The organism is Rhizobium sp. YTUHZ045, assembly GCF_051124255.1.
GTDB lineage: Bacteria > Pseudomonadota > Alphaproteobacteria > Rhizobiales > Rhizobiaceae > Rhizobium.
Genome location: NZ_CP101432.1, coordinates 3,487,209 through 3,509,644 on the forward strand (window position 1 = coordinate 3,487,209; position 22,436 = coordinate 3,509,644).

At 61.6% G+C, this 22,436-nt stretch carries 19 protein-coding genes and 1 tRNA gene; 10 read left to right on the plus strand and 10 right to left on the minus strand.

Annotated features, from left to right (window positions below; all coding sequences use genetic code 11):
• Positions 1-37 precede the first annotated feature (37 nt).
• Positions 38-1,255 (plus strand): SGNH/GDSL hydrolase family protein, encoded by a 1,218-nt coding sequence (locus tag NMA58_RS17330; RefSeq protein WP_430957988.1) that lies wholly within the window; start codon positions 38-40, stop codon positions 1,253-1,255.
• Positions 1,256-1,275: 20 nt separating this feature from the next.
• On the opposite strand, the gene NMA58_RS17335 is transcribed toward NMA58_RS17330, so the two are convergent.
• From NMA58_RS17335 to gltB, 3 genes are all read right to left on the minus strand, one after another.
• The gene (locus NMA58_RS17335; protein WP_434711447.1) at positions 1,276-1,902 is read right to left on the minus strand and encodes a hypothetical protein; all 627 of its coding nucleotides are present in this window, start codon (positions 1,900-1,902) and stop codon (positions 1,276-1,278) included.
• 214 nt (positions 1,903-2,116) lie between these two features.
• Entirely contained in the window at positions 2,117-3,571 is a 1,455-nt protein-coding gene (locus NMA58_RS17340) for a glutamate synthase subunit beta (RefSeq protein WP_434711448.1), read from the minus strand.
• Positions 3,572-3,791: 220 nt separating this feature from the next.
• Positions 3,792-8,513, minus strand: coding sequence for a glutamate synthase large subunit (gene gltB, locus NMA58_RS17345; protein WP_434711449.1), 4,722 nt, complete (start codon positions 8,511-8,513; stop codon positions 3,792-3,794).
• 540 nt (positions 8,514-9,053) lie between these two features.
• Here gltB and NMA58_RS17350 point away from each other — a divergent pair.
• Positions 9,054-10,106 (plus strand): threonine aldolase family protein, encoded by a 1,053-nt coding sequence (locus NMA58_RS17350; protein ID WP_430957991.1) that lies wholly within the window; start codon positions 9,054-9,056, stop codon positions 10,104-10,106.
• 40 nt (positions 10,107-10,146) lie between these two features.
• Here NMA58_RS17350 and NMA58_RS17355 read toward each other — a convergent pair whose 3' ends face one another.
• The gene (locus NMA58_RS17355; protein WP_430957992.1) at positions 10,147-11,001 is read right to left on the minus strand and encodes a LysR substrate-binding domain-containing protein; all 855 of its coding nucleotides are present in this window, start codon (positions 10,999-11,001) and stop codon (positions 10,147-10,149) included.
• A gap of 92 nt (positions 11,002-11,093) precedes the next feature.
• On the opposite strand from NMA58_RS17355, the gene NMA58_RS17360 reads away from it, so the two are divergent.
• A complete protein-coding gene (locus NMA58_RS17360) occupies positions 11,094-12,098 on the plus strand; it encodes a bile acid:sodium symporter family protein (RefSeq protein WP_434711450.1) in 1,005 nt (334 codons plus the stop codon).
• A gap of 71 nt (positions 12,099-12,169) precedes the next feature.
• Here NMA58_RS17360 and NMA58_RS17365 read toward each other — a convergent pair whose 3' ends face one another.
• Positions 12,170-12,640 (minus strand): Hsp20 family protein, encoded by a 471-nt coding sequence (locus NMA58_RS17365; RefSeq protein ID WP_097597249.1) that lies wholly within the window; start codon positions 12,638-12,640, stop codon positions 12,170-12,172.
• A gap of 398 nt (positions 12,641-13,038) precedes the next feature.
• Between NMA58_RS17365 and NMA58_RS17370 the strand changes: the two genes are divergently transcribed.
• On the plus strand, positions 13,039-14,013 hold the full coding sequence (locus tag NMA58_RS17370; protein ID WP_097597248.1) for an alpha/beta fold hydrolase: 975 nt from the start codon (positions 13,039-13,041) through the stop codon (positions 14,011-14,013).
• A 68-nt stretch (positions 14,014-14,081) separates the two neighbouring features.
• Here NMA58_RS17370 and hisN read toward each other — a convergent pair whose 3' ends face one another.
• Positions 14,082-14,855: a histidinol-phosphatase gene (hisN, locus tag NMA58_RS17375; RefSeq protein ID WP_430957994.1), complete on the minus strand. Its 774-nt coding sequence runs from the start codon at positions 14,853-14,855 to the stop codon at positions 14,082-14,084.
• A gap of 267 nt (positions 14,856-15,122) precedes the next feature.
• Positions 15,123-16,004 (minus strand): N-formylglutamate amidohydrolase, encoded by an 882-nt coding sequence (locus NMA58_RS17380; protein ID WP_085779417.1) that lies wholly within the window; start codon positions 16,002-16,004, stop codon positions 15,123-15,125.
• Between the two features lie 188 nt (positions 16,005-16,192).
• Between NMA58_RS17380 and cpdR1 the strand changes: the two genes are divergently transcribed.
• The 5 genes from cpdR1 (at position 16,193) to NMA58_RS17405 (ending at position 19,570) form a co-directional block, all read left to right on the plus strand.
• A complete protein-coding gene (cpdR1, locus tag NMA58_RS17385) occupies positions 16,193-16,555 on the plus strand; it encodes a response regulator CpdR1 (protein WP_003542883.1) in 363 nt (120 codons plus the stop codon).
• 84 nt (positions 16,556-16,639) lie between these two features.
• Positions 16,640-16,714, plus strand: a tRNA-Val gene (locus NMA58_RS17390).
• A gap of 172 nt (positions 16,715-16,886) precedes the next feature.
• Positions 16,887-17,081, plus strand: a complete 195-nt coding sequence (locus NMA58_RS17395; RefSeq protein WP_434711451.1) for a hypothetical protein — start codon at positions 16,887-16,889, stop codon at positions 17,079-17,081.
• Positions 17,082-17,586: 505 nt separating this feature from the next.
• Positions 17,587-18,630 carry a porin gene (locus tag NMA58_RS17400; RefSeq protein WP_434711452.1) on the plus strand — a complete coding sequence of 348 codons (1,044 nt, stop codon included), beginning with the start codon at positions 17,587-17,589 and terminating at the stop codon, positions 18,628-18,630.
• Positions 18,631-19,075: 445 nt separating this feature from the next.
• Positions 19,076-19,570, plus strand: coding sequence for a hypothetical protein (locus tag NMA58_RS17405; RefSeq protein ID WP_183698729.1), 495 nt, complete (start codon positions 19,076-19,078; stop codon positions 19,568-19,570).
• A 6-nt stretch (positions 19,571-19,576) separates the two neighbouring features.
• Here NMA58_RS17405 and NMA58_RS17410 read toward each other — a convergent pair whose 3' ends face one another.
• The 3 genes from NMA58_RS17410 to NMA58_RS17420 all read right to left on the minus strand — a co-directional run bounded on the left by NMA58_RS17410 (position 19,577) and on the right by NMA58_RS17420 (position 20,920).
• Positions 19,577-20,302 (minus strand): hypothetical protein, encoded by a 726-nt coding sequence (locus tag NMA58_RS17410; protein ID WP_183698727.1) that lies wholly within the window; start codon positions 20,300-20,302, stop codon positions 19,577-19,579.
• A 148-nt stretch (positions 20,303-20,450) separates the two neighbouring features.
• Positions 20,451-20,630, minus strand: coding sequence for a hypothetical protein (locus NMA58_RS17415; protein ID WP_085779457.1), 180 nt, complete (start codon positions 20,628-20,630; stop codon positions 20,451-20,453).
• 59 nt (positions 20,631-20,689) lie between these two features.
• Positions 20,690-20,920 (minus strand): hypothetical protein, encoded by a 231-nt coding sequence (locus NMA58_RS17420; RefSeq protein ID WP_176536215.1) that lies wholly within the window; start codon positions 20,918-20,920, stop codon positions 20,690-20,692.
• Positions 20,921-21,269: 349 nt separating this feature from the next.
• On the opposite strand from NMA58_RS17420, the gene NMA58_RS17425 reads away from it, so the two are divergent.
• On the plus strand, positions 21,270-22,361 hold the full coding sequence (locus NMA58_RS17425; protein WP_434711453.1) for a DUF475 domain-containing protein: 1,092 nt from the start codon (positions 21,270-21,272) through the stop codon (positions 22,359-22,361).
• The last annotated feature ends 75 nt before the right edge of the window (positions 22,362-22,436 follow it).

The following is a 22,436-nucleotide window of genomic DNA, read 5'->3' on the forward strand; positions in this document are numbered from 1 at the left end:
GGGGGTAGAAGCTGGCTTGCCCTCTGCGGAACTGCCCATGATGAAGAAAACTGACCGGACCCCTAAAATCCGCTGGCTCATGCTCGCATTGATGGCGGCTTCGCTTTGTCTCGGCGCTGTTGCGCCGGTGCATGTCGCGGAAGCTCAGGAGCAGCGCTATCAGCGCCGGTCGATCTTGGATTTCTTCCTCGGCAGGCGCTATCTCGACGACAGCCCGCAGGCTCCTGATGTGCCGCAGCCGAGACGCCAGCAGCGCAAGCGCCCGCCGCCAGCCCAGAAAGCCGTGATCAATACCCGCACCGCATCGCCTGTGCGCCCGCCGGTGCAGGAAGAGCCGGTCGTTCAGAAGCTTGGCGACGCCCGGAAAATCCTGATCGTCGGCGATTTCCTTGCCAGCGGCCTCGGCGACGGGCTCACCGCCGCCTTCGAGACCTCGCCGGGCGTCGTCGTCGAAGCCCGCGGCAACATTTCCTCGGGCCTTGTCCGCGACGACTATTACGACTGGCCGGAACAGTTACCGAAGATGATCGACGAGCTGAAGCCGGCAATGGTCGTCGTCATGATCGGCGCCAATGACCGCCAGCAGATGGTGACCGACGGCGCGAAGGAGAAGTTCCGCACTGACGGCTGGTTTGCCGAATATCGCCGTCGTGTCCTTTCTTTCGGAAAGGAAGTCACCAGCCGCAAGATACCGCTGCTCTGGGTCGGTCTTCCTGCCTTCGAATCCGATCAAATGACGGCCGATGCTGTCCAGATGAACCAGCTCTATCGCAACCAGGTCGAGAGCATCGGCGGCGAATTCGTCGACATCTGGGATGGCTTCGTAGACGAAAACGGCAATTTCATCGTCACCGGTTCCGACGTGAACGGTCAGCAGGTGCGTCTGCGCACCTCCGACGGCATCAATCTTACGCAGGCCGGCCGGCGTAAGCTTGCCTTCTATGTGGAAAAACCTGCCCGCCGGATTCTCGGCACCCAGGCAAGTCCCGATCTGGTGCGCCTCGATGAAAGCAACCTGCCGGGCCTCGGCCTTCCCACCAATCCGGTCGAGCATACCGTGCCGATCAGCCTCTCCGATCCCAATCTTGATGGCGGCGCCGAGCTCCTCGGCGCAAGGCCGCCACCGGTGACGCTGACGAAATCGCCGCGCGATCTCCTGGTCGAGCAGGGCGAGATGACGCCGGCACCTGTCGGTCGCGTCGACGACTATCGCATGCCGGCGGCCAAGACGCCGGCCGAAGTCTCGGTGAAGTAAAACTAGGCGAGGCGGCCTTCTTACGCTGCCTGCGGCCAGCTCAGATAATAGTAATTGGAGCCGATCAGCCCGAAGAAGGCATGGCTGTCATTCGTCTGGTCGACATAGCTGCCGTTCTCCTTGACGAAGGCGCCGTCGCTGCCGCGCTCCAGATGCGCATCGAGGAAGTCGCTCCAACCGCTGACATTGATCGCCTCGCCGGCCTTGCTTTCGGTGTCTGCCTCGTCCGGATCATCGATGTCCCAGGCAGGGACCGACACGCCCTGCGTCGGATCGGAGATGGTGAGCGTGCCTGCTTCGAGCGCAGCCAGCATATCGTGAGCCTTGCCGCTTTCGCCTTCGGCCGCGGCTGCTTCCTGCAGCTGCTGCTTCAGCATCGACATGAAGGAGGCGCTGGTCACATCGGCGCTGTCGTCAGTCGTGTCGGTCTCATCTGAGGTGTCGTCCTCGGACGAAAGCGCGCCGAGCAGCCCCGACAGCGCCTGATTGGAAAGAAGCGACGCCGAGCTCGAATCGAGTCCATAGCTGCTCAGAATGCTCCCCGCCGACGAACTCTGCGTATCCTCTGAGCTTTCATCGGAGCTACGAAGATTCTTCAATGCGTATTGGGCCGAAACCATCCTGGTATTATCGAGTGCAGAAACCATTTGAATAATCCTTGTCGATCATTCGCGGCGGCTCCTCCTGAGCCCGCGTCAGGCATAAGCCTCACCCTCCGGCATTGCTTCAAGCTTGCGCCCCAGCCTGGCGCGTCAAGCGGTCGCACCGGCGAAAAGAGGTCCCGCCGGATGCGCCGCGCACAATAAAAAACTCCGCCGGAAAGGCGGAGTTCGTGTCTTCGTCAGTCTATATGAGGTGCGATCAGTTCGGCAGGACGGTCGAGCCCATCAACGCCTCGTCGATGGCGCGCGCTGCTTGGCGGCCTTCGCGGATCGCCCAGACCACCAGCGACTGGCCGCGGCGCACATCGCCCGCCGTCCAAAACTTGTCGACCGAAGTCTTGTAGTCGCGGTCGTTTGCGACGACGTTGGTCGAGCCGCGCTTGTCGGTGTTGAGCGTCAGCTTGCCTTCGAGCTCCTTCAGCACGCTTGTCGTGAACGGGCCGCGGAAACCGATGGCGATGAAGGCGAGATCGGCGCGAATGACGAATTCCGTACCGGCGACCGGCCGCCGGCGCTCGTCGACCTCGCAGCACTTGACGCCGGTCAGCACGCCGTCCTCGCCGATGAATTCGAGCGTCGCAACCTGGAATTCGCGCACTGCGCCCTCAGCCTGCGAGGAGGACGTGCGCATCTTCGTCGCCCAGAAGGGCCAGACAGCAAGCTTGTCTTCCTTCTCAGGCGGCTGCGGCCGGATATCGAGCTGGGTGACCTTGACGGCGCCTTGGCGGAAGGCCGTGCCGACGCAGTCCGAAGCCGTATCGCCGCCGCCGACGACGACGACATGTTTGGCGCCGGCAAGAATCGGATCCGACGGCCAGCCGACACTATCGATGTTCTCCCGCCCGACGCGGCGGTTTTGCTGCACCAGATAGGGCATCGCATCATGCACCCCGGCAAGGTCGGTGCCCGGAATGCCCGCCTCGCGCGGCGTCTCGGAGCCGCCGCAGTAAAGGACGGCGTCGTGTTCAGCCAGCAATTGTCCGACCTTGACGTCGACGCCGACATTGACGCCGCAATGGAAGGTCACGCCCTCGCCCTTCATCTGCTCGACGCGACGGTCGATGAAGTTCTTCTCCATCTTGAAGTCGGGAATGCCGTAGCGCAACAGGCCGCCCGGCTTGGTCTCGCGCTCATAGACATGCACGTCGTGGCCGGCGCGACCGAGCTGCTGGGCGGCAGCCATACCGGCGGGGCCGGAACCGATGACGGCGACCTTCTTGCCGGTATGGACCGTCGCCGGCTGCGGCCGGATGAAACCGAGTTCATAAGCCTTGTCGGCAATCGCCTGCTCGACTGTCTTGATGGCGACCGGCGCATCCTCGAGATTCAAAGTGCAGGCTTCCTCACAGGGGGCGGGGCAAACGCGGCCGGTGAACTCCGGGAAGTTGTTGGTGGAATGCAGGTTCTGGATCGCCGCTTCCCAGTTGTTGTTGTAAACGAGGTCGTTCCAGTCGGGAATCTGGTTGTGAACCGGGCAGCCTGTGGGGCCGTGGCAATAGGGGATGCCACAGTCCATACAGCGCGCCGCCTGTTTCTGCACTTCCGGGTCCGACATCGGGATCGTGAACTCGCGGAAATGACGGATGCGATCCGACGCCGGCTGGTACTTCGCCACCTGCCGGTCGATTTCCAGAAATCCTGTTACCTTACCCATTTCTTCGTCCCTTACCCTCATGACCGCCTCACCCGCGGCCAGTTTCTGTCGTCAGTCCCGGTATCCCGGGCGGGTTGCTTCTCTTGACCGTCATTGGAACATATCCCCTGAAACATCCGCGCGATCCAGGCGGCCTTCACCGGCATGATCGTCACGGGTCATCGAGACGTTTCCGACATCGGCCATCTGCGCTCGGCAGGCGGCCGATATCCGGCGCAAATCACTCCGCGGCGATACCCATCCGGCTACGCTCCATTTCCTCGAGCGCACGGCGGTATTCCACAGGCATGACCTTGCGGAACTTCGGACGGTAGTCGGCCCAATTGTCGAGGATCTGCTTGGCGCGGGCGGAGCCTGTATAATGCAGATGGTTGGAGATCAGCTGGTAGAGGCGCTCCTCGTCATGGCGCGTCATGTCACCCGAGACGTCGACACGCCCCTTGTGCATGAGATCGCCGCCGTGATGATGCAGCTTCTCCAGCATGTCGTCCTCCTCCGGCACCGGCTCGAGTTCGACCATCGCCATGTTGCAGCGGCTGGCGAAATCGCCTGTTTCATCGAGCACGTAAGCGACGCCGCCGGACATGCCGGCCGCGAAGTTGCGGCCAGTGCCGCCGAGCACGACGACGACGCCGCCGGTCATGTATTCGCAACCATGGTCGCCGACACCTTCGACGATGGCGATCGCACCCGAATTGCGCACGGCGAAACGTTCGCCCGCAACGCCGCGGAAATAGCATTCGCCCTCGGTCGCACCGTAAAGCACGGTGTTGCCGACGATGATCGAGTTTTCGGCGACGATCCGCGAATTCTCCGGCGGCCGGATGATGATCTTGCCTCCCGAAAGCCCCTTGCCGACATAGTCGTTGCCGTCGCCGATCAGGTTGAAGGTGACGCCGCGCGCCAGGAATGCGCCGAAGCTCTGCCCCGCAGTGCCGCGAAGCGTCACGTTGATCGTGTCTTCCTTCAGCCCACGATGGCGGAAGCGCTTGGCGACTTCGCCGGAAAGCATTGCGCCCGCCGAACGATCGACGTTCTTGATGCCGACCTCGAAGGCGACGGGCGTCTTGTCGGTCAGCGCCGGCTGCGCGAGCTCGATCAGCTTGCGATCGAGGATATCATCGATCGGGTGCTGCTGCCGGCTCGTCCAGAAAGTCTCCTCCTTGGCAGCCTCGACCTTGTGGAAGATGCGGCTGAAATCGAGGCCTTTCGCCTTCCAGTGCGCCAGCATCTCGTCCTTCTCCAGGAGCTCCGAAGCGCCGATAATGTCGTCGAGCCGGGTGAACCCGAGCGAGGCGAGGATCTCGCGCACTTCGTTGGCGACGAAGAAGAAGTAGTTGATGACGTGCTCCGGCGTGCCCTTGAAGCGCTTGCGCAGCACCGGGTCCTGCGTCGCCACTCCCACCGGACAGGTGTTGAGATGGCACTTCCGCATCATGATGCAGCCGGCCGCGATCAGCGGCGCGGTGGCAAAGCCAAACTCGTCGGCGCCCAGCAGCGCCCCGATGATGACATCGCGGCCAGTCTTGAGGCCGCCGTCCACCTGCAGCGCGACTCGCGAACGCAGGCCGTTCAGCACCAGCGTCTGCTGGGTTTCGGCAAGGCCGATCTCCCAGGGGCTACCGGCATGCTTGAGCGAGGTCAGCGGCGAGGCACCCGTGCCGCCGTCGAAGCCGGCGACCGTGATATGGTCGGCGCGCGCCTTGGCGACACCCGCGGCGACGGTGCCGACACCGACTTCGGAGACGAGTTTGACAGAGACGTCGGAGGTCGGGTTGACGTTCTTCAGATCGTAGATCAGCTGTGCCAGATCCTCGATCGAATAGATGTCGTGGTGCGGCGGCGGCGAGATCAGGCCGACACCCGGCGTCGAGTGGCGGGTCTTGGCAACGGTCGCGTCGACTTTATGACCCGGAAGCTGACCGCCTTCGCCGGGCTTGGCGCCCTGCGCCACCTTGATCTGCAGCACGTCGGCATTTACCAGATATTCGGTGGTGACGCCGAAGCGGCCCGATGCGATCTGCTTGATCGCCGAGCGTTCCGGGTTCATCGAACCATCGGAGAGCGGCATGTAGCGGTCGGATTCCTCGCCGCCTTCGCCGGTGTTCGACTTCCCGCCGATCCGGTTCATGGCGATCGCCAGCGTCGTATGCGCCTCTCTGGAGATCGAGCCGAAGGACATCGCCCCGGTCGAGAAACGTTTGACGATATCGGCGGCCGGCTCGACCTCGTCGATCGATACCGGCTTACGTCCGAGCGCCTCGGCGCTCTTGATGTTGAAGAGCCCGCGGATCGTGTTCATCCGCAGCGCCGAGTTGTTCACCATTTCGGAGAATTCGCGGTAACGATCCTCGGCATTGCCACGCACGGCATGCTGAAGGGCTGCAACCGCGTCCGGCGTCCAGGCATGGCTTTCGCCGCGCATGCGGTAGGCATATTCGCCGCCGATATCGAGCGTTGTCGCCAGCAGCGGATCCTTGCCGAAGGCTGCGGTGTGGCGGGCAACGGTCTCTTCAGCGATCGCTTCGAGGCCGATGCCTTCGATCATGGTCGCGGTTCCGAAGAAATACTTATCGACCAGTTCCGACGACAGGCCGATCGCATCGAAGATCTGCGCGCCGCAATAGGACTGGTAGGTCGAGATGCCCATCTTCGACATCACCTTGAGGATGCCTTTGCCGACCGCCTTTATGTAGCGGTAGACGATTTCGGATGCATCGACTTCCTTCGGAAACTCGCCCTTGGCATGCATGTCGAGCAGCGTGTCGAAGGCGAGATAAGGGTTGATCGCCTCGGCGCCGTAGCCGGCGAGCAGGCAGAAGTGATGCACTTCGCGCGGCTCCCCCGTCTCGACGACGAGGCCGACGGAGGTGCGAAGCCCCTTGCGGATCAGGTGATGGTGCACGGCAGCCGTCGCCAGCAGCGCCGGAATGGCGATTCTGTCGGGACCGATCTGGCGGTCGGAGAGCACGATGATGTTGTAGCCGCCCTTGACGGCCGCCTCCGCGCGCTCGCAGAGCCGGTCGAGCATTTCAGGCATGCCAGCCGCGCCGCGCTCGATATCATAGGTGAAATCGAGCGTTTTGGTGTCGAAGCGGTCTTCCGTATGGCCGATCGAGCGGATCTTTTCGAGATCGCCATTGGTCAGGATCGGCTGGCGCACTTCGAGGCGCTTGGCGTTCGCCATGCCCTCGTGGTCGAGAATGTTCGGGCGCGGGCCGATGAAGGAGACGAGGCTCATGACGAGCTCCTCCCGGATCGGATCGATCGGCGGGTTCGTCACCTGCGCGAAGTTCTGCTTGAAATAGGTATAAAGCAGCTTCGGCTTTTCCGACATTGCCGAGATCGGCGTATCCGTGCCCATCGAGCCGATCGCTTCCTGACCCGTCGTCGCCATCGGCGACATCAGGATCTTGGTATCCTCGGTCGTGTAGCCGAAGGCCTGCTGGCGGTCGAGCAGCGACACGTCGCGGCGCAGCGCCCTCGGCTCCACCGGCTTCAGGTCTTCGAGGATGAGCTGGGTGCGGTCGAGCCAGTTGCGATAGGGATGCGCCGTTGCAAGCTTCGACTTCACCTCGTCGTCCGAGATGATGCGGCCTTCTTCCATGTCGATCAGCAGCATCTTGCCCGGCTGCAGGCGCCACTTCTGGATGATCTTCTCCTCAGGAACCGGCAGAACGCCGGCCTCGGATGCCATGATGACGCGGTCGTCATCGGTCACGAGATAACGCGCCGGCCTGAGGCCGTTGCGGTCGAGCGTGGCGCCGATCTGCTTGCCGTCGGTGAAGGCAACGGCAGCCGGTCCGTCCCACGGCTCCATCAGCGCGGCGTGATATTCGTAGAAGGCCTTGCGTTCGGCCGCCATCGACTGGTTGCCGGCCCAGGCTTCCGGGATCAGCATCATCACCGCATGCGCCAGCGAGTAACCGCCGCGGACCAGGAATTCCAGTGCATTGTCGAAACAGGCCGTGTCCGACTGTCCCTCGTATGAAATCGGCCAAAGCTTGGAGATGTCCTCGCCGAACAGCGGTGAGGAGACCGACGCCTGGCGCGCCGCCATCCAGTTGACGTTGCCGCGCAGCGTGTTGATCTCGCCGTTATGGGCGACCATGCGGTAGGGATGCGCGAGCTTCCACGACGGGAAGGTGTTGGTCGAAAAGCGCTGGTGCACGAGAGCGACCGCGCTTTCAAACCGCGGGTCCGACAGGTCCTTATAATAGGCGCCGACCTGATAGGCCAGGAACATGCCCTTGTAGACCACTGTCGCCGATGACAGCGACACTGGATAGAAGTTGCTCTCCTCGCCGTCGAACTCGTCATAGATACGGTTGGAGATCACCTTGCGCAACGTGAACAGCCGGCGCTCGAACTCGTCGTTGCTTTCGGCGTCTTCACCGGCGCCGATGAAGACCTGCACGTGATGCGGCTCGGTCGCGGCAATATCAGGCGCCTTGGAAAGCGAGGAATTGTCGACCGGCACGTCGCGGAAGCCGATGAAGACCTGGCCTTCCTCGACGATGACGTCCCTGATCACCTTCTTGAAGTGCTCGATCTGCTTTTCGTCGCGCGGCATGAAGATATGGCCGACGCCATATTCGCCAACGGGCGGCAGGGTGATGCCCTGCGCCGCCATTTCCTCGCGGAAGAAGCGATCGGGAATCTGCACCAGGATGCCGGCGCCGTCGCCCATCAGCGGGTCGGCGCCGACGGCGCCGCGATGCGTCAGGTTCTCGAGGATGAAGAGGCCGTCCTTGACGATCTGGTGCGACTTCTCGCCCTTCAGATGCGCGACAAAGCCAACGCCGCAAGCGTCATGCTCGTTGGCAGGATCGTAAAGCCCCTGCTTCTTCGGCAGGCCGGAAGCGGATTTGGACGTATTGGCCGTCGCGCGCGCCTCTGCAGCGGCAAACCGGTCAAATTCCATGGATGGCGTCTTCGTCATCGTCTTTCCTCCTGTCGAAGCCCGCGGGGCCGCGGGCGGCTTTTCGTCTTGCGTCGCAACCTGAAAATAGGTCCGTCGCATGACAGCGCTGTTGCATGGTGAAGATCGGCCGCAGACATCTGCTTCTTGAGGAAAGCAAACCGTCGCGTTCCACGCCTGCCATTCGCCCCCGTGCGCCAGCCGGAGGGCTGACGCTCGGAAGAACTATAGCGTGAAAGCCCGTCGCTGCCAGGGTTTTCGGCGCCTCTTCGGCCACTAAGGCCAGAATAGGACAGCAACACTGTCCTAATTCATCAGCTCTATGCCAGAAACCTTCTCCGTCCGCAAGAGCGTCACGCCAAAAATCGTGATTTTGCGACGGAAGATTGCCAGAAAAACCCCAGTTGCGAAATAAAATTACGCCAGGTAGCCTCATTATTTTTATTAATTGCGTCCCTCAATTTTCGTGATGTGTTAGTGCCGGCAACCTTGATCCCGTGAAGCTTTGGCGTAAGGTCCGCTGCGAACCTCCCAGCTCCTTCCACTCCCCAGGTCTCCACCATGTTCTTTGCTTCCGATAATTGGGCCGGCGCCCACCGATCCATTGCCGAACGCCTGCTGAGGGAATCGGCCGGATTTGCTCCGGCCTATGGCGCCGGCGACCTCGACAAAAAGGTCGAGGCTCGTTTCTCCGAGATCTTCGAACGTGAGGTTTCCGTTTTCTTCGTCGCCACCGGCACGGCCGCCAACTCCCTGGCGCTGGCGAGCGTTCAGCGTCCCGGCGGGATTACCTTCTGCCATTCGGAAGCGCACGTGATCGAGGATGAATGCGGCGCGCCGGAATTCTTCTCCGGCTCCGCCCGCCTCGTGGCCGTCGACGGTGAAGCCGGCAAGATCGATCCGGCGAAGCTTTCGGCAAAGATCGCCCACTTCCCCGAGGACGCCCTCCGTCAGGGCCGGGCCAGTGCTGTGACCATTACCCAGGCGACCGAGATCGGCACCGTCTATTCCCTGCCGGAGATCGGCGAGATTGCCGCAATATCCAGGAAGCGCAACCTGCCGCTCCACATGGATGGCGCCCGCTTCGCCAATGCGCTGATCGCGCTCGGCGCCACGCCGGCGGAGATGACCTGGAAACGCGGCGTCGACATGCTGTCCTTCGGCGGTACCAAGAACGGCTGCTGGTGCGCCGAAGCGATCATCTTCTTCAATCCGGATCAGGCAATGGAAATGCCCTTCATTCGCAAGCGCGCCGCCCAGCTTTTCTCCAAGTCGCGTTTCATCGCTGCCCAGTTCGATGCCTATTTCGAAAACGGTCTCTGGCTCGATCTCGCCCGCCATTCGAACGCCACGGCCGACCGGTTGCGCGCCGGAATTGCCGCCAGCAGCGCCGGGCGCCTCGCCTGGCCGACCGCTTCCAACGAGGTCTTTGCCGTCATCAGCAAGAGTGCTGCAAGAACCGCAGAGGAAAAAGGCGCGAAATTCTACGAATGGCCTGTGCCTGCGGCAACCTCGGAACTCGTTTCCGAAAGCGAAACCCTAATCCGCCTTGTCACCAGCTTCGCAACCACAGAAGCCGACGTGGATGGTTTCCTGAGGTGTCTGGCTGCCTGAGCGCCGATCGGTAGGGCTTCCGACCGGTGACGGCGACGGGTCATGCGGACCTCAGCCCCCTTACTTTTTGCAGAATATCGTCGGACAGCGCCGCGACCAGCACCTGATCCGCGCCCTTGCGCGGCACCAAGACGAATTCCACGTCCTCGAGCACCGGCAGTTTCCCCGCGGCGATCTCTTTCAGTTCGGCGGGAGCCATACTGCGCGGCTGCACCAGCACACCCATTCCCGCCCGCGCTGCTGCCGTCAGCCCGCTCAGGCTGCCGCAAGTGCAGACGATTCGCCACGGCACGCCATTGCGCCCGAGCGCTTCTAGGGCGATCGCCCGCGTGACGCTCGGTGGCGGAAATGCGATCAGCGGCAGCGGGCCGGAGGCGAGTACTCGTTCAGGATCGCGCGCCAGCCAGACGAGCGGCTCGCGATAGACCAGCTTTCCGCGCCCATCGCCAAGTCGGCGCTTGGCAAGCACCAGATCGATTTCGCCATTGTCCTGCATTTCGTAAAGAACGCCGGAGAGCGCCACGGTCAGTTCCAGGTCCACAGACGGATGCAACCGAACGAAATCCTCCAGCACCGCCGGTAGCTGGCTGGTGACGAAATCCTCCGACACGCCGAGCCGGAGGCTGCCGCGCAGGCTGGTGCTCTTGAACAGCGCCTGCACTTGCCCCTCGATCGAAAGCATGGCGCGCGCACGCGAAAGCAGCGCCTCGCCATCACCGGTGAGCATCACCTTGTGCGTGTCGCGCGCGAGCAGCTTGCGTCCGAGTGCCGCCTCCAGCCGCTGGATATGCTGGCTGACCGTCGATTGCCCGAGGCCCAGCCTTTCCGCGGCAAGGGTGAAGCTGCCCATCTGTTCGACGGCGACGAAACTGCGCAACTGCGAGAGGTCGAGCATAGGAAATCCAGAATCTCAATAACTGTTATTTCTTGCATCCTGGATCATAATGGAGGACAGAACAATGGTTACTTTATTGCTGCGAGACCGCGATGCGACGCTTTCTGCCCGATACGTTCACGATCCTGCTCGTCTGCGCCGTCATCCTCGCCTCCCTTTTTCCGGCGAGCGGCAGTTTTGCGGATTATTTCGGCATCGCCACCGATCTTGCCATCGCGGCGCTGTTTTTCCTGCACGGCGCGCGCCTTTCCCGTGACGTCGTCATTGCTGGTCTGCTGCACTGGCGGCTGCATCTGATCATCCTGCTGACGACCTTCGGCATCTTCCCACTGCTCGGGCTTGGGCTCGGCTTCATCCCCGACACGATCCTGCCACGGCCGCTTTATCTCGGCATTCTCTTCCTCTGCGTGCTGCCGTCGACGGTGCAGTCGTCGATCGCCTTCACCTCGATGGCGGGCGGCAACGTGCCCGCCGCGATCTGCTCGGCCTCGGCCTCGAACATTTTTGGCATGTTCCTGACGCCACTGCTGGTCGGCCTGCTCTTTTCCGTCGGCGGCCATGGCGGCTTCTCCTTCGACGCGCTTCAGCAGATCCTGCTGCAGCTGCTTGCCCCCTTTATCGTTGGCCAGATCCTGCAGCCCTGGATCGGCGATTGGATTCGCGCCAAGAAGAAGATCCTGATGCCGGTCGACCGCGGCTCGATCCTGATGGTGGTCTATCTTGCCTTCTCGACGGCGGTCGTCGAAGGACTGTGGAACACTTTCTCGATTGCCGACATCGCCGTCGTCGTCGTCGCCGACGTCGTGCTTCTGGCCTTTGTCCTTGTTTTGACGATGTTCGGTAGCCGCTGGCTGGGCTTCGACAAGGCCGACGAGATCACCATCACCTTCTGCGGCTCGAAGAAGAGCCTGGCAAGCGGCGTGCCGATGGCAAACGTCATCTTCGCCGGCCAGTCGATTGGCGCGATCGTGCTTCCCCTGATGCTCTTCCACCAGATTCAGCTGATGGTCTGCGCCGTCATCGCCCAGAAATATGCCGCAGCAGCAGCCCGGCGCGTAACGGAACAGCAGATGAAGGATGCCGCAAGCCCGGCCTGAACAATAAGCTGAACGGCAACAAAAAAGGCGCCCCGATCGGGGCGCCGTCCGGTGTCCCAGAGGGACAGCTGTTAACCGTTAATGACCTGCGCCTCGATCGCCTTCGGAGCCTCGACCGGCTCGGCGGCAATCGCGATCTTGCGGGGCTTCATGGCCTCGGGAATGTTGCGCAGAAGATCGATGTGAAGCAGGCCGTTCTTCAGCGAAGCGGCTGACACCTCGACATGATCGGCGAGCTGGAAGCGGCGCTCGAAGGCGCGCTTGGCAATGCCGCGATAGAGGAATTCGCCGCCTTCGGCGGTTTCCTCGTTCTTTTCACCCTTCACGGACAGCACATGGGCATGAGCTTCGATCGAAAGCTCGGTCTCGTCGAAACCGGCGACCGCCATGGTGATGCGATAGGTGTTTTCACCGGTGCGCTCGATATTATAGGGCGGATAGGTCTGCGCCTGCTCCGGCTGAGCAAGGCTGTCGAGCATGGTGAAGAGCCGGTCGAAACCGACTGTCGAACGATAGAGGGGAGAGAAGTCTACGTGACGCATGATGTCCTCCTAGGGAAGCGACGTGTTGCGGTAAAATGCCCCTGAAACCCCATCTTGGCAGTCTCGGGACGGTTGCGCGGGCCCTTTTGGCACCCGCAGAATGGAGATGGTGATGCGATTCGAGGAGTTCAAGACCTTTTCGAAATCACCTCGACCGGCCGTGAACCCCGCGTGAACGGCCGGTTCGGAGCGCGTTCAGACATGCCGGTCTAGAAATGACGATGTCGGGTGACACTGGCCCCGATGGCTGAAGTGCATCGTCCCTTCTTCTTCAGTCTAAACTTGGGCCGGCCGCGAGCGCCCTCACGCTCCCGCCGGCCCTTTTTCCCCGGCTTTCCAAGCTGGTCGCCATGCGCTATCCCTGAGGGAAGCATTCAGCAGCGGCGCATTGGTAAGTCATGGATCAGGTTCTCTATTCGACGCCCGATAATCCCGCCCCGGAAAACCGCACCGAAGGGTTCTTTGAAACCCATGACGGCCACCGGCTGCGTTACGCCGTTTTCCGCTCCGGTGGCCAAGTCGCCAAGGGCACGGTCGTCATCATCCATGGCCGCAACGAATATATCGAAAAATATTTCGAGACGATCCGTGACTTGACGGGCAAGGGCCTCTGGGTCGCGACCTTCGACCTGCGTGGCCAAGGCGGTTCGTCGCGGCTCCTGAAGCGCCGCAATCACGGCCATATCCGCCGCTTTTCCGATTACGAGCGCGACCTCGACACCTTCCTCGAAAAGATAGTGCTGCCGGATACCCGCCTGCCGTTCTACCTGCTCGGCCATTCCACCGGCGGGCTGATCGCGCTGTCGGCCGCTCCCTATCTGACTACCCGCATTGATCGCATGGTGCTATCGGCTCCCTTCATCGGCCTGACCGGTCAGTCGGCCTCGCCTCGCGTCATCCGCACCCTCGCCGGCGCGCTTACGACCGCCGGCCTTGGCTTCATGCCGCTGACTTCGAGGCTGAAGGATCCGGATTTCCGCGACAATCCGCTGACCTCGGACGAAGCGCGCTTCGAGCGCAATGTTGCGATGATGAAGGCTCATCCGGAACTGACGCTCGGGCCGCCGACGGCCCGCTGGCTGACCGAAGCCTTCCGGACCATGGACCGGGTCACCTCGCCCAACCATCTCTTCTCGATCACCATCCCGACCATCGTCATCGCCCCGACACGAGACGGCGTCGTGCCCTACACGGCGCAGGAGCGGCTCTCACGTTATTTCCGCGCCGGCCAGCTGGTGCCGATCAACGGCGCCCGCCATGAGATCTTCCAGGAACGGGATATCTATCGCGCCGCGGCGCTGGCGGCCTTCCACGCCTTCATCCCAGGCAGCGATGCCGAGGAAAACCATGATGTCGCCGCCCTCGGCACATAAGCCGGAGCAACCGAGCTGACTGGCATCGGCCTTTCCGACCCGGGGCATCGGCTTTGCCGAGCCCGGCTTCAGCGCTGCAGGATGGCGATTGCCTGCTCATAGACCGCGCGGCTGCCGGCGGCGATGATCGAGCCGCCATTTTCCGGCCGTCCGCCGTCCCAGGTGGTGATGATACCGCCCGCCCCCTGGATGACCGGAATAATGCCGCCGACGTCATAGGGCTTCAGCCCGTTTTCGATGACGAGATCGATATGACCGGCGGCAAGCAGCGCATAGGCATAACAGTCGCATCCATAGCGGAAGAGCCGCACCTGCGCCTCGATCTCCCGGTATTTCTCCATCTCGCCGCCGGTGAAGAGATGTGGCGAGGTCGTGAACAGGATGGCGCTCGAAAGTGCCTCGCACTGGCGGGTCACCAGCCGTCGCTCACCCTCCGGCCCGATATAGATCGAGCCGTTCTCGTCGGCAAAATAACGTTCGCCGGTAAAGGGCTGCTCGATCATGCCCATGATCGCCCGGCCTTGCCTCTGCAGACCGATAAGCGTTCCCCAGACCGGCACGCCCGATATGAAGGCGCGCGTGCCGTCGATCGGATCGATCACCCAGACATAGTCCCGGTCGAGCCCGACATCGCCATGCTCCTCGCCGAGAATGCCGTGGTCGGGGAAATTCTCCTCGATCAGCGCCCGGATGGCGAGCTCGGCCGCCCGATCGCCTTCCGTCACCGGATCGAAGCCGGAAGAAAGCTTGTTCGTGACGTCGAGGCCGGAGCGGAAGCGCGGCAGCGTCTCGGCGCGGGCGACCTCCGCCAGACGATTGAAGAATGAACGGTCAGGAAGCATGGTGACACCGTTTGGCTGGCGGGAATGCGCTTTCATAGCGAAAACGAGCGGGAATGCAAACGACGAGGGCGACTTCGGGCGAATTGCCCAAAGATATCGCAGCGCAATATATTGCTTGACATTTGTGCAACGCAATAGTAGCGTCGTCATTACAGTCTTCTGACTGTAAATACCCTCCTTGGGTGTTTCCTCCCTAGACTTAGCCGCGCTGACAAGCGCGGTTTTTTTTGGCCTGGGGAGGCAAGCCGAGATCAGGAAATCGCAGGTTTACTCGGCGGCCAGCGCCCGATCGCCGGCGAATTTTTCGACATGATCCGCCATCTGCCGCATGAAGGCCGCGACGGCGTCGGCCACCGCGGCGAAATCCTCACGCTTCTCCAGCGTCACCTCGTCGACATAGATCGCCCGGTTCACTTCGATCTGCAGCGCGTGCAGACCGCGCGAGGGACGGCCGTAATGTTCGGTGATGAAGCCGCCGGCGTAAGGCTTGTTACGGATCGCAGCAAAGCCCATTTCCTCGAGGATGGCGATGGCGGCGCGCGAAAGTTCGGCCGAAGCGCTGGTGCCGTAGCGATCGCCGATGATGAAATCGGGCCGCCCGGTGCAGCCCGCGACCCGAACATTGCCGGGCATCGAGTGGCAGTCGATCAAAACGCCGAAGCCGAACTGCACATGGGTGCGGGCGATCAGCCGTCGCAGCGCCGCGTGGTAAGGCTTGTAGACTGCCTCGACCCGATCGAGCCCCTCCTGCACCGGCAGCCGCCGTGCATAGATCTCCATGTTCTCGGCAACGATGCGCGGAATGGTTCCAAGCCCGCCGGCGACCCTCAGCGAATTGACATTGGCATAGGGCGGCAGCAGCCCGTCGAACATCCTTGGATCAAGCTCGTAGGGCTCACGATTGACGTCGAGATAGGCCCGCGGAAAATTGGCGGCGAGCAGTGGCGCGCCGAGTTCGACGGCCGAGCCGAACAGCTCGTCGACGTAATGGTCCTCGGAACGGCGGATCGCTATGCCTTCCAGCCTCGACTGCGCGATGAATTCCGGTGGATAAACGCGGCCGCTATGGGGGGAGTTGTAGACGAAAGGAATGGTCTGCGACACGGGCTCATGAACCTCAAAAAGCTCGTATTCGCGGATTTCCGGCACTTCTGGCCCTCTTTACCATGTCATGAACTGACTGCTTCGCCCATGTTGCCAGTTGCCCGGCCGCAAGTCCATACTATGTAGGAGGGATGGCGGTCGCGCATAGGCAATTCACCGGTTGTTTACCGGACAAAGACTAGTGTAAACGGCTGGCAGCCCACCCAAAACCTATTGATTAGCGGTCTGGATTGATGACTCAGAAGATACTTCTCGCCGAAGACGACAATGACATGCGCCGTTTCCTGGTGAAAGCCCTCGAAAAGGCCGGCTACAAGGTCCTTTCTTACGACAACGGCGCCAGCGCCTATGACCGCCTGCGCGAGGAGCCGTTCTCTCTGCTCCTGACCGATATCGTCATGCCCGAAATGGATGGCATCGAGCTGGCTCGCCGCGCCACCGAACTCGACCCCGACCTGAAGGTGATGTTCATCACCGGATTTGCCGCCGTGGCGCTGAACCCCGATTCGAAGGCGCCGAAGGATGCCAAGGTCCTTTCCAAGCCTTTCCACCTGCGCGATCTCGTCGATGAGGTCAATAAAATGCTTGCCGCGTAAGGCTTGTCGGGCGGCGCGTCACAAAACTGAAAAAAGCCTATTGACGGCTCCAAAGGTTTTGTGATCTATGCGCCGCCATCGGATGGGCGTGTAGCTCAGCGGGAGAGCACTACGTTGACATCGTAGGGGTCACAGGTTCAATCCCTGTCACGCCCACCATCCGATCTCCCTGACATCATTGACAGATCTCCGATCGGGATTTTATTTATCAAGACCGGCGTGCGCCTGAATCCGGACTTTAGCGCGAGGGGGCTTGCGTGATTAGCTCCGACCAGATCGGGCGGGATCTATCGGCTGTGGGACGACCATCCATGCGGGAAGCAGGGGACGCATGACGCAAAGGACGCTGACACGTAAAGCGATATCCATAATTCTGGGGCTCGTCCTGGCTGGGGTTGGCCTCTTCGGTTTCGGTTACATGCAGTTTCATGTCGTTCAACCGATCAGCATCAAGTTTTGGCTGATTCCGATCACGATGTTCGGGGCTGGGGCGGCGATCCTCTGGGACGACTTCAAAAGTCCTTAAGGCACGTCGCATCAAACCTGATTCATGTGACGTGCTTTAGGGAGCGAGGCGATTGCTGTCTCCGTTTGAGGATGTCGCAATCATTTAGATCCGTCCCTTGCTCCGATTGATCGGCATGTCCAGGCAATCCGGTCGCCTGGCCCTGCGCCGACTCACGCAGATTGCAGTTACGGCGCGCTCTCATATGAGGATGCGTTCATTCGAGCATCAATTGCATACCATTGCTGAATGCTCAGCCCTCGTTGTTCAAAATTCAAAAGTATGATTTTTGCGACAAACAGATGACGAATTTGTGACAAAACGCGTGTGATTTCAGCAACATAGCTATCCAGTGTGTTGTCATGATCGACAATCACGTTGCGGTGCAACAACCCTTCTGTAACTTCCGCGGCGAGGCAGACACCAAGCTAAAAAGGTGCCGCTTCGATCACACGGGGTGAAGACATGTAGGGACTGCCGATGGCAACGGTCTTCATCCTCTCGCATCTGAACTGGAGGTTATTCCATGAACATCAAGAGCCTTCTTCTCGGCTCCGCTGCTGCTCTCGCAGCAGTATCCAGCGCTCAGGCCGCTGACGCTATCGTCGCCGCCGAACCGGAACCGGTTGAATATGTTCGCGTCTGCGACGCTTACGGCACCGGCTACTTCTATATCCCGGGCACCGAAACCTGCCTGAAGATCAACGGTTACGTCCGTTTCCAGGTGGACGTTGCTCCGAACGCCAGCTCGATCGGCGCCGGCGGCGGCGGTTCTGTCGCCAACGACTCGGATTGGGACGCCCGTACCCGCGGCCAGGTTCAATTCACGGCCAAGAGCGACACCGAATATGGTCCGCTGACCGGCGTCATCGTCATGCAGTTCAACGCTGACAACGCTTCGGCACAGAGGGCCCAGCTCGACTCGGCTTACCTCGACATCGCCGGCTTCCGCGCTGGTCTGTTCTACAGCTGGTGGGACGACGGCCTCTCCGGCGAAACCGACGATATCGGCTCTCCGGTCACGCTGCACAACTCGCTGCGTTATCAGTACGAAACCGACGCCTTCTACGCCGGCATCAGCGTCGACGAGCTGGAAGACAGCCCGTTCTACAACGGCGAAACCGCTAACAACGTCGGCGTTGCAGTCGGTCTCGGCGGCAAGGCTGGTATCTTCAGCTACCAGATCACGGCTGGTTACGACACCGACAACGAAGAAGGTGCCGTCCGTGCAATGGGTACGGTTGCCGTCGGTCCAGGCACGCTCGGCCTCGCAGTTGTCTACGCAAGCAATCCGAACGCTTATTACAACAAGGCTGAATGGGCGATTGCTGCCGAGTACGCCATCAAGGCGACCGACAAGCTCAAGATCACCCCGGCTGTTCAGTACTACGACAACTACGGCATCACTGCCGGCGAGTTCAAGGATGACGTTAACGCCTGGAAGGCCGGCGTAACGGTCGACTACCAGATCGTCGACAACTTCTCGGCAAAGGTTTCGGTTCAGTACCTCGATCCGGACAATGCTGACGACGTCACCTCGGGCTACTTCCGCCTGCAGCGCACGTTCTAATAAAAGGCTGCTGGCAATCAACCACAGCGCTCTTTGTGCATCTGAAAAGACGCGCGGCGCTGCGGGCCGGCGGCCACGAATTCCTGATCTGACTGACCTCCGATCGGGAAAGAATGGGCCTGGACTTCCCTGCCTGGGCCCATTCCCCTTGATCCGAAGTGCGTCCAACCCAGAAATACGGTCAAGACGGCAGGCGCTCGATGAGCGCCTTGCCACCGTCAAGTCGCATCGGGTCGCTGTCGATCTCGAGCATCCCAAGCCATCTGTACCCACTCAGTTCAAAAGACCTTCCGCTCATCCGCCACCGATCGCCGATCCGGCCCGGTCGTCGGCGAAATCCTGGTGCCGTCGACAACAGAGCCAAATTCGGACACAGAACCATGCCATGGCGAACCGAGGCTGAAGCACTGATTCGCTTCGCCACGAGATGGGGTTTGAGATCGAAATGAAATTATCCGCGCTTGTCGCCGCCGGCCTTGTTGCCGCCGTCCTCGCCTTGCCAGCCGCTGCTGCGCCCGCCTCCCCGCCAGAGACATTTCCCGGCGCCCCCGGCGTCATTACGCTTTCCGGCAAATGCGCCAAACTGGTCGTCGCCAAGTTCGACGCCACGAAGGGCTGCAAAAATGAGCTTGCCAGCGTCACCCTGGCCAACGGCTCGGTGACCTTCATCTTCACTTCGGACGGAAAGGCGCTCGGTTTCCAGGGCGATGGCAGCGGCATCAAGCCGGCCTCGAACGGCAATGCTCGCCTGCCGCTGAGCCTCGTCACGACGGGCGTCGGCAACAAGATGACCGGCCAAGTCAAGGTCGCCGGTTTCTGCACCTTCGGCAATCCCTACGCCGGCAAGCCGATCGCGATCGAATGCACCGCCGAAAGCAAGGACTCCTCCTTCACCGGCAGCTTCCGTACCGGCGGCAAGCTGGTGAAAAAGGGAAAATAGCTGCCGTCAGGCAGCGCACCACGCGCCGCCGGCAGCCCCCGGCTTGCGCGCCAGCCCTTCCTTGATCAGCTGTGCGCCAAAAGAGCGTCCGTCGCGCGAGACGATCCGCGGCGCGCCTGGGGACTCCGTCTTTCCGGCCGCATCGATGGTGAACGGGCCGGCGTTCAGAAGCGCCAGCAGGCGCAGCTTCGCGGCAAAGGCCACCCTGCGTTCGTCATCGCAGCGCGCCTGGTCGGCCACCGGGCTTGCCATATCGGCAATGACGATCTTTTCGCCCTTGTACCAGAAAACGCCGCCGTCGCCGACGCAATTGATGTGCGCGCCCTGCCCGCAATAGCCGAAGGCGCCCGTCGCCGTCTGCTGGGCTCCGGGAGAGGCCGGGGCCGGCACCGCCTTGATCGGTTGGATGGCCGGCGTCGGGATTGCGGCCGGCGGCAGCGGCGGCGCCTGTAGCGCCGTCGGCGCGGCTCTCGGCGTCGGTGCGGCAAGCGCCACCTGCTTCGGCGGCACATCCTTCCTGGCGACAGGTCTCGGCTCCGCCATTTCGCGTGCGATCGGCGTGGACTGCCGTTCAAGCAGCGGCTGAAGGCTCTTCCAATTGTCGTGAGCCACGATGCCGCCGACCGCGGCAATGCCGATCACCGCCCAGGGCAGCAATCCGCCACTGCTGCGTGCTCTGCTCTTTCCTCTCGCCGGCGCCTTGCGGCGGCCGCGTGTCGCTGTCTTGACCATCTTTCCGAATCCCGTGAGGCCGGGATTATCGCTGCCCAATCCTTTCCGAAAGGTTGGCGAGGGCCGTTATCTTTGACGCGGGCCGATGCGCTAGACGACAAAACGCCCGGCATCGCCGGGCGCCTATCTCCAGAGGTTTGTCTTTCGCCTAGTCCGGACGTTGAGCTGAAGACTCGTTTTTTCCGGCCGATGCGGCGCCGCTGATGGGGGAACCGATCGGCTGTTTGCGTTTACCGATCTCGATGCGGTTGTCCGCCCCCTCGCGGATGGCCTGCCATTCATTTTCGTGCCGGATAACAATATCCCGGGGCACAAAGTTCATTGTCATGTGCTTCTCACCCTGTGTTTCAAATCAACTGTCAGTGCGCCGAAAAGCCCTCGGAGCCGCTATTTCTTCGTTTTCGTATGAGCTTTGATGTCGGGGCCTCCTTTGGAGAGGTCCGCACCGCTCACATGTGCCGGCACGTGAATGTCGTGATAGACGCCGGGCGTCAGCGTCAGATCGACGTGATGCGGCGGCAGCACCTGTGCCTTCTGCATGCGGTTCGGCTTTGCCCGCTTCATGCGGTCGGATGCCTCTGTGCGTTTGTCGGGAATATGGGTCGAAGTGTGCATCATCGGCGTCCTTTTCAGCTCAACCAGGGTTTAACGAGCGGAGGCGCGGATGGTTCCCGAAATTATGCGGTTTTCCGTGGGGCGTTTGGCCTTGACTGGTTTGGGAAGTAGATTACCTAAGGCCCATCCCGCAGCCTTCCAGACATCGGCTACGGGAAACATTGGTGCCGGGCCCCTCTGGCGAGAGTTTTTACGGCGCTCTCGTGATGTCGGTACCGCCTGCAACTCAGCCGGCGGATTTTTCATCGATGAAAAAGCTCACCATGCCTCGTCAGCATGCCCGTTGTGGCATGCGGCGTTTTGACAAAATCTCCACCCTCTCCAACAAGCTGTGCGGCCGCGAGGTGCGGCCATGAACCAGCCCCAGACCACTAAATCCTCGCTCGGCTATTTCCGCTGGGCGTTCATCGTCACGGCTCTCGGCCTTGTTCTCGGCGCCGTGCTTGGTTGGCAGACGACCGGCACGACCGGCGGCATGGCGACCGTCTTCTTCATCTGCACCGTGCTTGCGGTGCTGGAGATCTCGCTCTCCTTCGATAATGCCATCGTCAATGCCAACAAGCTGAAGGAGATGACGCCGGTCTGGCAGAAACGATTCCTCACCTGGGGCATCATCATTGCCGTCTTCGGAATGCGCATCGTCTTTCCGTTGGCGATCGTCGCGATCGCCGCACGGATCGGCCCTTGGGACGCTCTGGTGCTCGCCGCCCGCGAACCCGAGGAGTATGCCCGCATCATGAACGATGCGCATCTGCCGATCGCAGCCTTCGGCGGCACGTTCCTGATGATGGTCGGCCTCAGCTATTTCTTCGACCATGAGAAGACGATCCATTGGCTTCGCGGCCTTGAAAAGGTGATGGCGCGCTCGGCCACCATCAGGGGCATCGAGATCGCCTTCGTGCTGGCGCTGATGCTTGTCTTCTCCTGGCTGATCGGCGGCGAGGAAGCCAGCATCTTCGTCCATTGCGCCATTTACGGCCTGCTCACCTTCCTCGCGGTCGAGGTCGTCGGCGAGTTGCTCGACGCGTCGCAGCAGACGATGAGCGCTGCCGCCAAGGGCGGCCTCGGCGCCTTCATCTATCTGGAGGTGCTGGATGCCAGCTTCTCCTTCGACGGCGTCATCGGGGCCTTCGCCTTGACGCAGAACCTCTTCGTCATTGCGATCGGCCTCGGCATCGGCGCCATGTACGTGCGCTCGATGACGATCATGCTGGTCGAGAAGGGAACGCTTGCCGAATACCGCTACCTCGAACATGGCGCCTTCTACGCCATCCTAATCCTCGCAGTGATCATGTATGCGCAAACCCTGGTGCATATTCCCGAAGCAATCACCGGTCTCGGCGGCGCGGCACTGATCGGCCTGTCGCTCTGGTCGTCCATTCGCCACAACAGGCGCGAGCGGGCAGAAGATCACGCCGACCGGCGGGAGGAACTGCACGCCTGACGTGGCAGACAACTACGGGTCGCAACGCGCCTCAGCGTTGCGGCTACTCCGACATAAATAAAGCCCGCGACCATC

What these genes read in the sequence shown, in the direction of transcription:
- cpdR1 (WP_003542883.1), top strand. Translation starts at nt 16,193, where the DNA reads ATGACTCAGAAGATACTTCTCGCCGAAGACGACAATGACATGCGCCGT.
- NMA58_RS17405 (WP_183698729.1), top strand. Translation starts at nt 19,076, where the DNA reads ATGAAATTATCCGCGCTTGTCGCCGCCGGCCTTGTTGCCGCCGTCCTC.
- NMA58_RS17330 (WP_430957988.1), top strand. Translation starts at nt 38, where the DNA reads ATGATGAAGAAAACTGACCGGACCCCTAAAATCCGCTGGCTCATGCTC.
- NMA58_RS17415 (WP_085779457.1), bottom strand. Translation starts at nt 20,630, where the DNA reads ATGACAATGAACTTTGTGCCCCGGGATATTGTTATCCGGCACGAAAAT.
- NMA58_RS17365 (WP_097597249.1), bottom strand. Translation starts at nt 12,640, where the DNA reads ATGCGTCACGTAGACTTCTCTCCCCTCTATCGTTCGACAGTCGGTTTC.
- NMA58_RS17350 (WP_430957991.1), top strand. Translation starts at nt 9,054, where the DNA reads ATGTTCTTTGCTTCCGATAATTGGGCCGGCGCCCACCGATCCATTGCC.
- NMA58_RS17370 (WP_097597248.1), top strand. Translation starts at nt 13,039, where the DNA reads ATGGATCAGGTTCTCTATTCGACGCCCGATAATCCCGCCCCGGAAAAC.
- gltB (WP_434711449.1), bottom strand. Translation starts at nt 8,513, where the DNA reads ATGACGAAGACGCCATCCATGGAATTTGACCGGTTTGCCGCTGCAGAG.
- NMA58_RS17340 (WP_434711448.1), bottom strand. Translation starts at nt 3,571, where the DNA reads ATGGGTAAGGTAACAGGATTTCTGGAAATCGACCGGCAGGTGGCGAAG.
- NMA58_RS17335 (WP_434711447.1), bottom strand. Translation starts at nt 1,902, where the DNA reads ATGGTTTCTGCACTCGATAATACCAGGATGGTTTCGGCCCAATACGCA.
- NMA58_RS17425 (WP_434711453.1), top strand. Translation starts at nt 21,270, where the DNA reads ATGAACCAGCCCCAGACCACTAAATCCTCGCTCGGCTATTTCCGCTGG.
- NMA58_RS17360 (WP_434711450.1), top strand. Translation starts at nt 11,094, where the DNA reads ATGCGACGCTTTCTGCCCGATACGTTCACGATCCTGCTCGTCTGCGCC.
- hisN (WP_430957994.1), bottom strand. Translation starts at nt 14,855, where the DNA reads ATGCTTCCTGACCGTTCATTCTTCAATCGTCTGGCGGAGGTCGCCCGC.
- NMA58_RS17400 (WP_434711452.1), top strand. Translation starts at nt 17,587, where the DNA reads ATGAACATCAAGAGCCTTCTTCTCGGCTCCGCTGCTGCTCTCGCAGCA.
- NMA58_RS17420 (WP_176536215.1), bottom strand. Translation starts at nt 20,920, where the DNA reads ATGATGCACACTTCGACCCATATTCCCGACAAACGCACAGAGGCATCC.
- NMA58_RS17395 (WP_434711451.1), top strand. Translation starts at nt 16,887, where the DNA reads ATGACGCAAAGGACGCTGACACGTAAAGCGATATCCATAATTCTGGGG.
- NMA58_RS17410 (WP_183698727.1), bottom strand. Translation starts at nt 20,302, where the DNA reads ATGGTCAAGACAGCGACACGCGGCCGCCGCAAGGCGCCGGCGAGAGGA.
- NMA58_RS17355 (WP_430957992.1), bottom strand. Translation starts at nt 11,001, where the DNA reads ATGCTCGACCTCTCGCAGTTGCGCAGTTTCGTCGCCGTCGAACAGATG.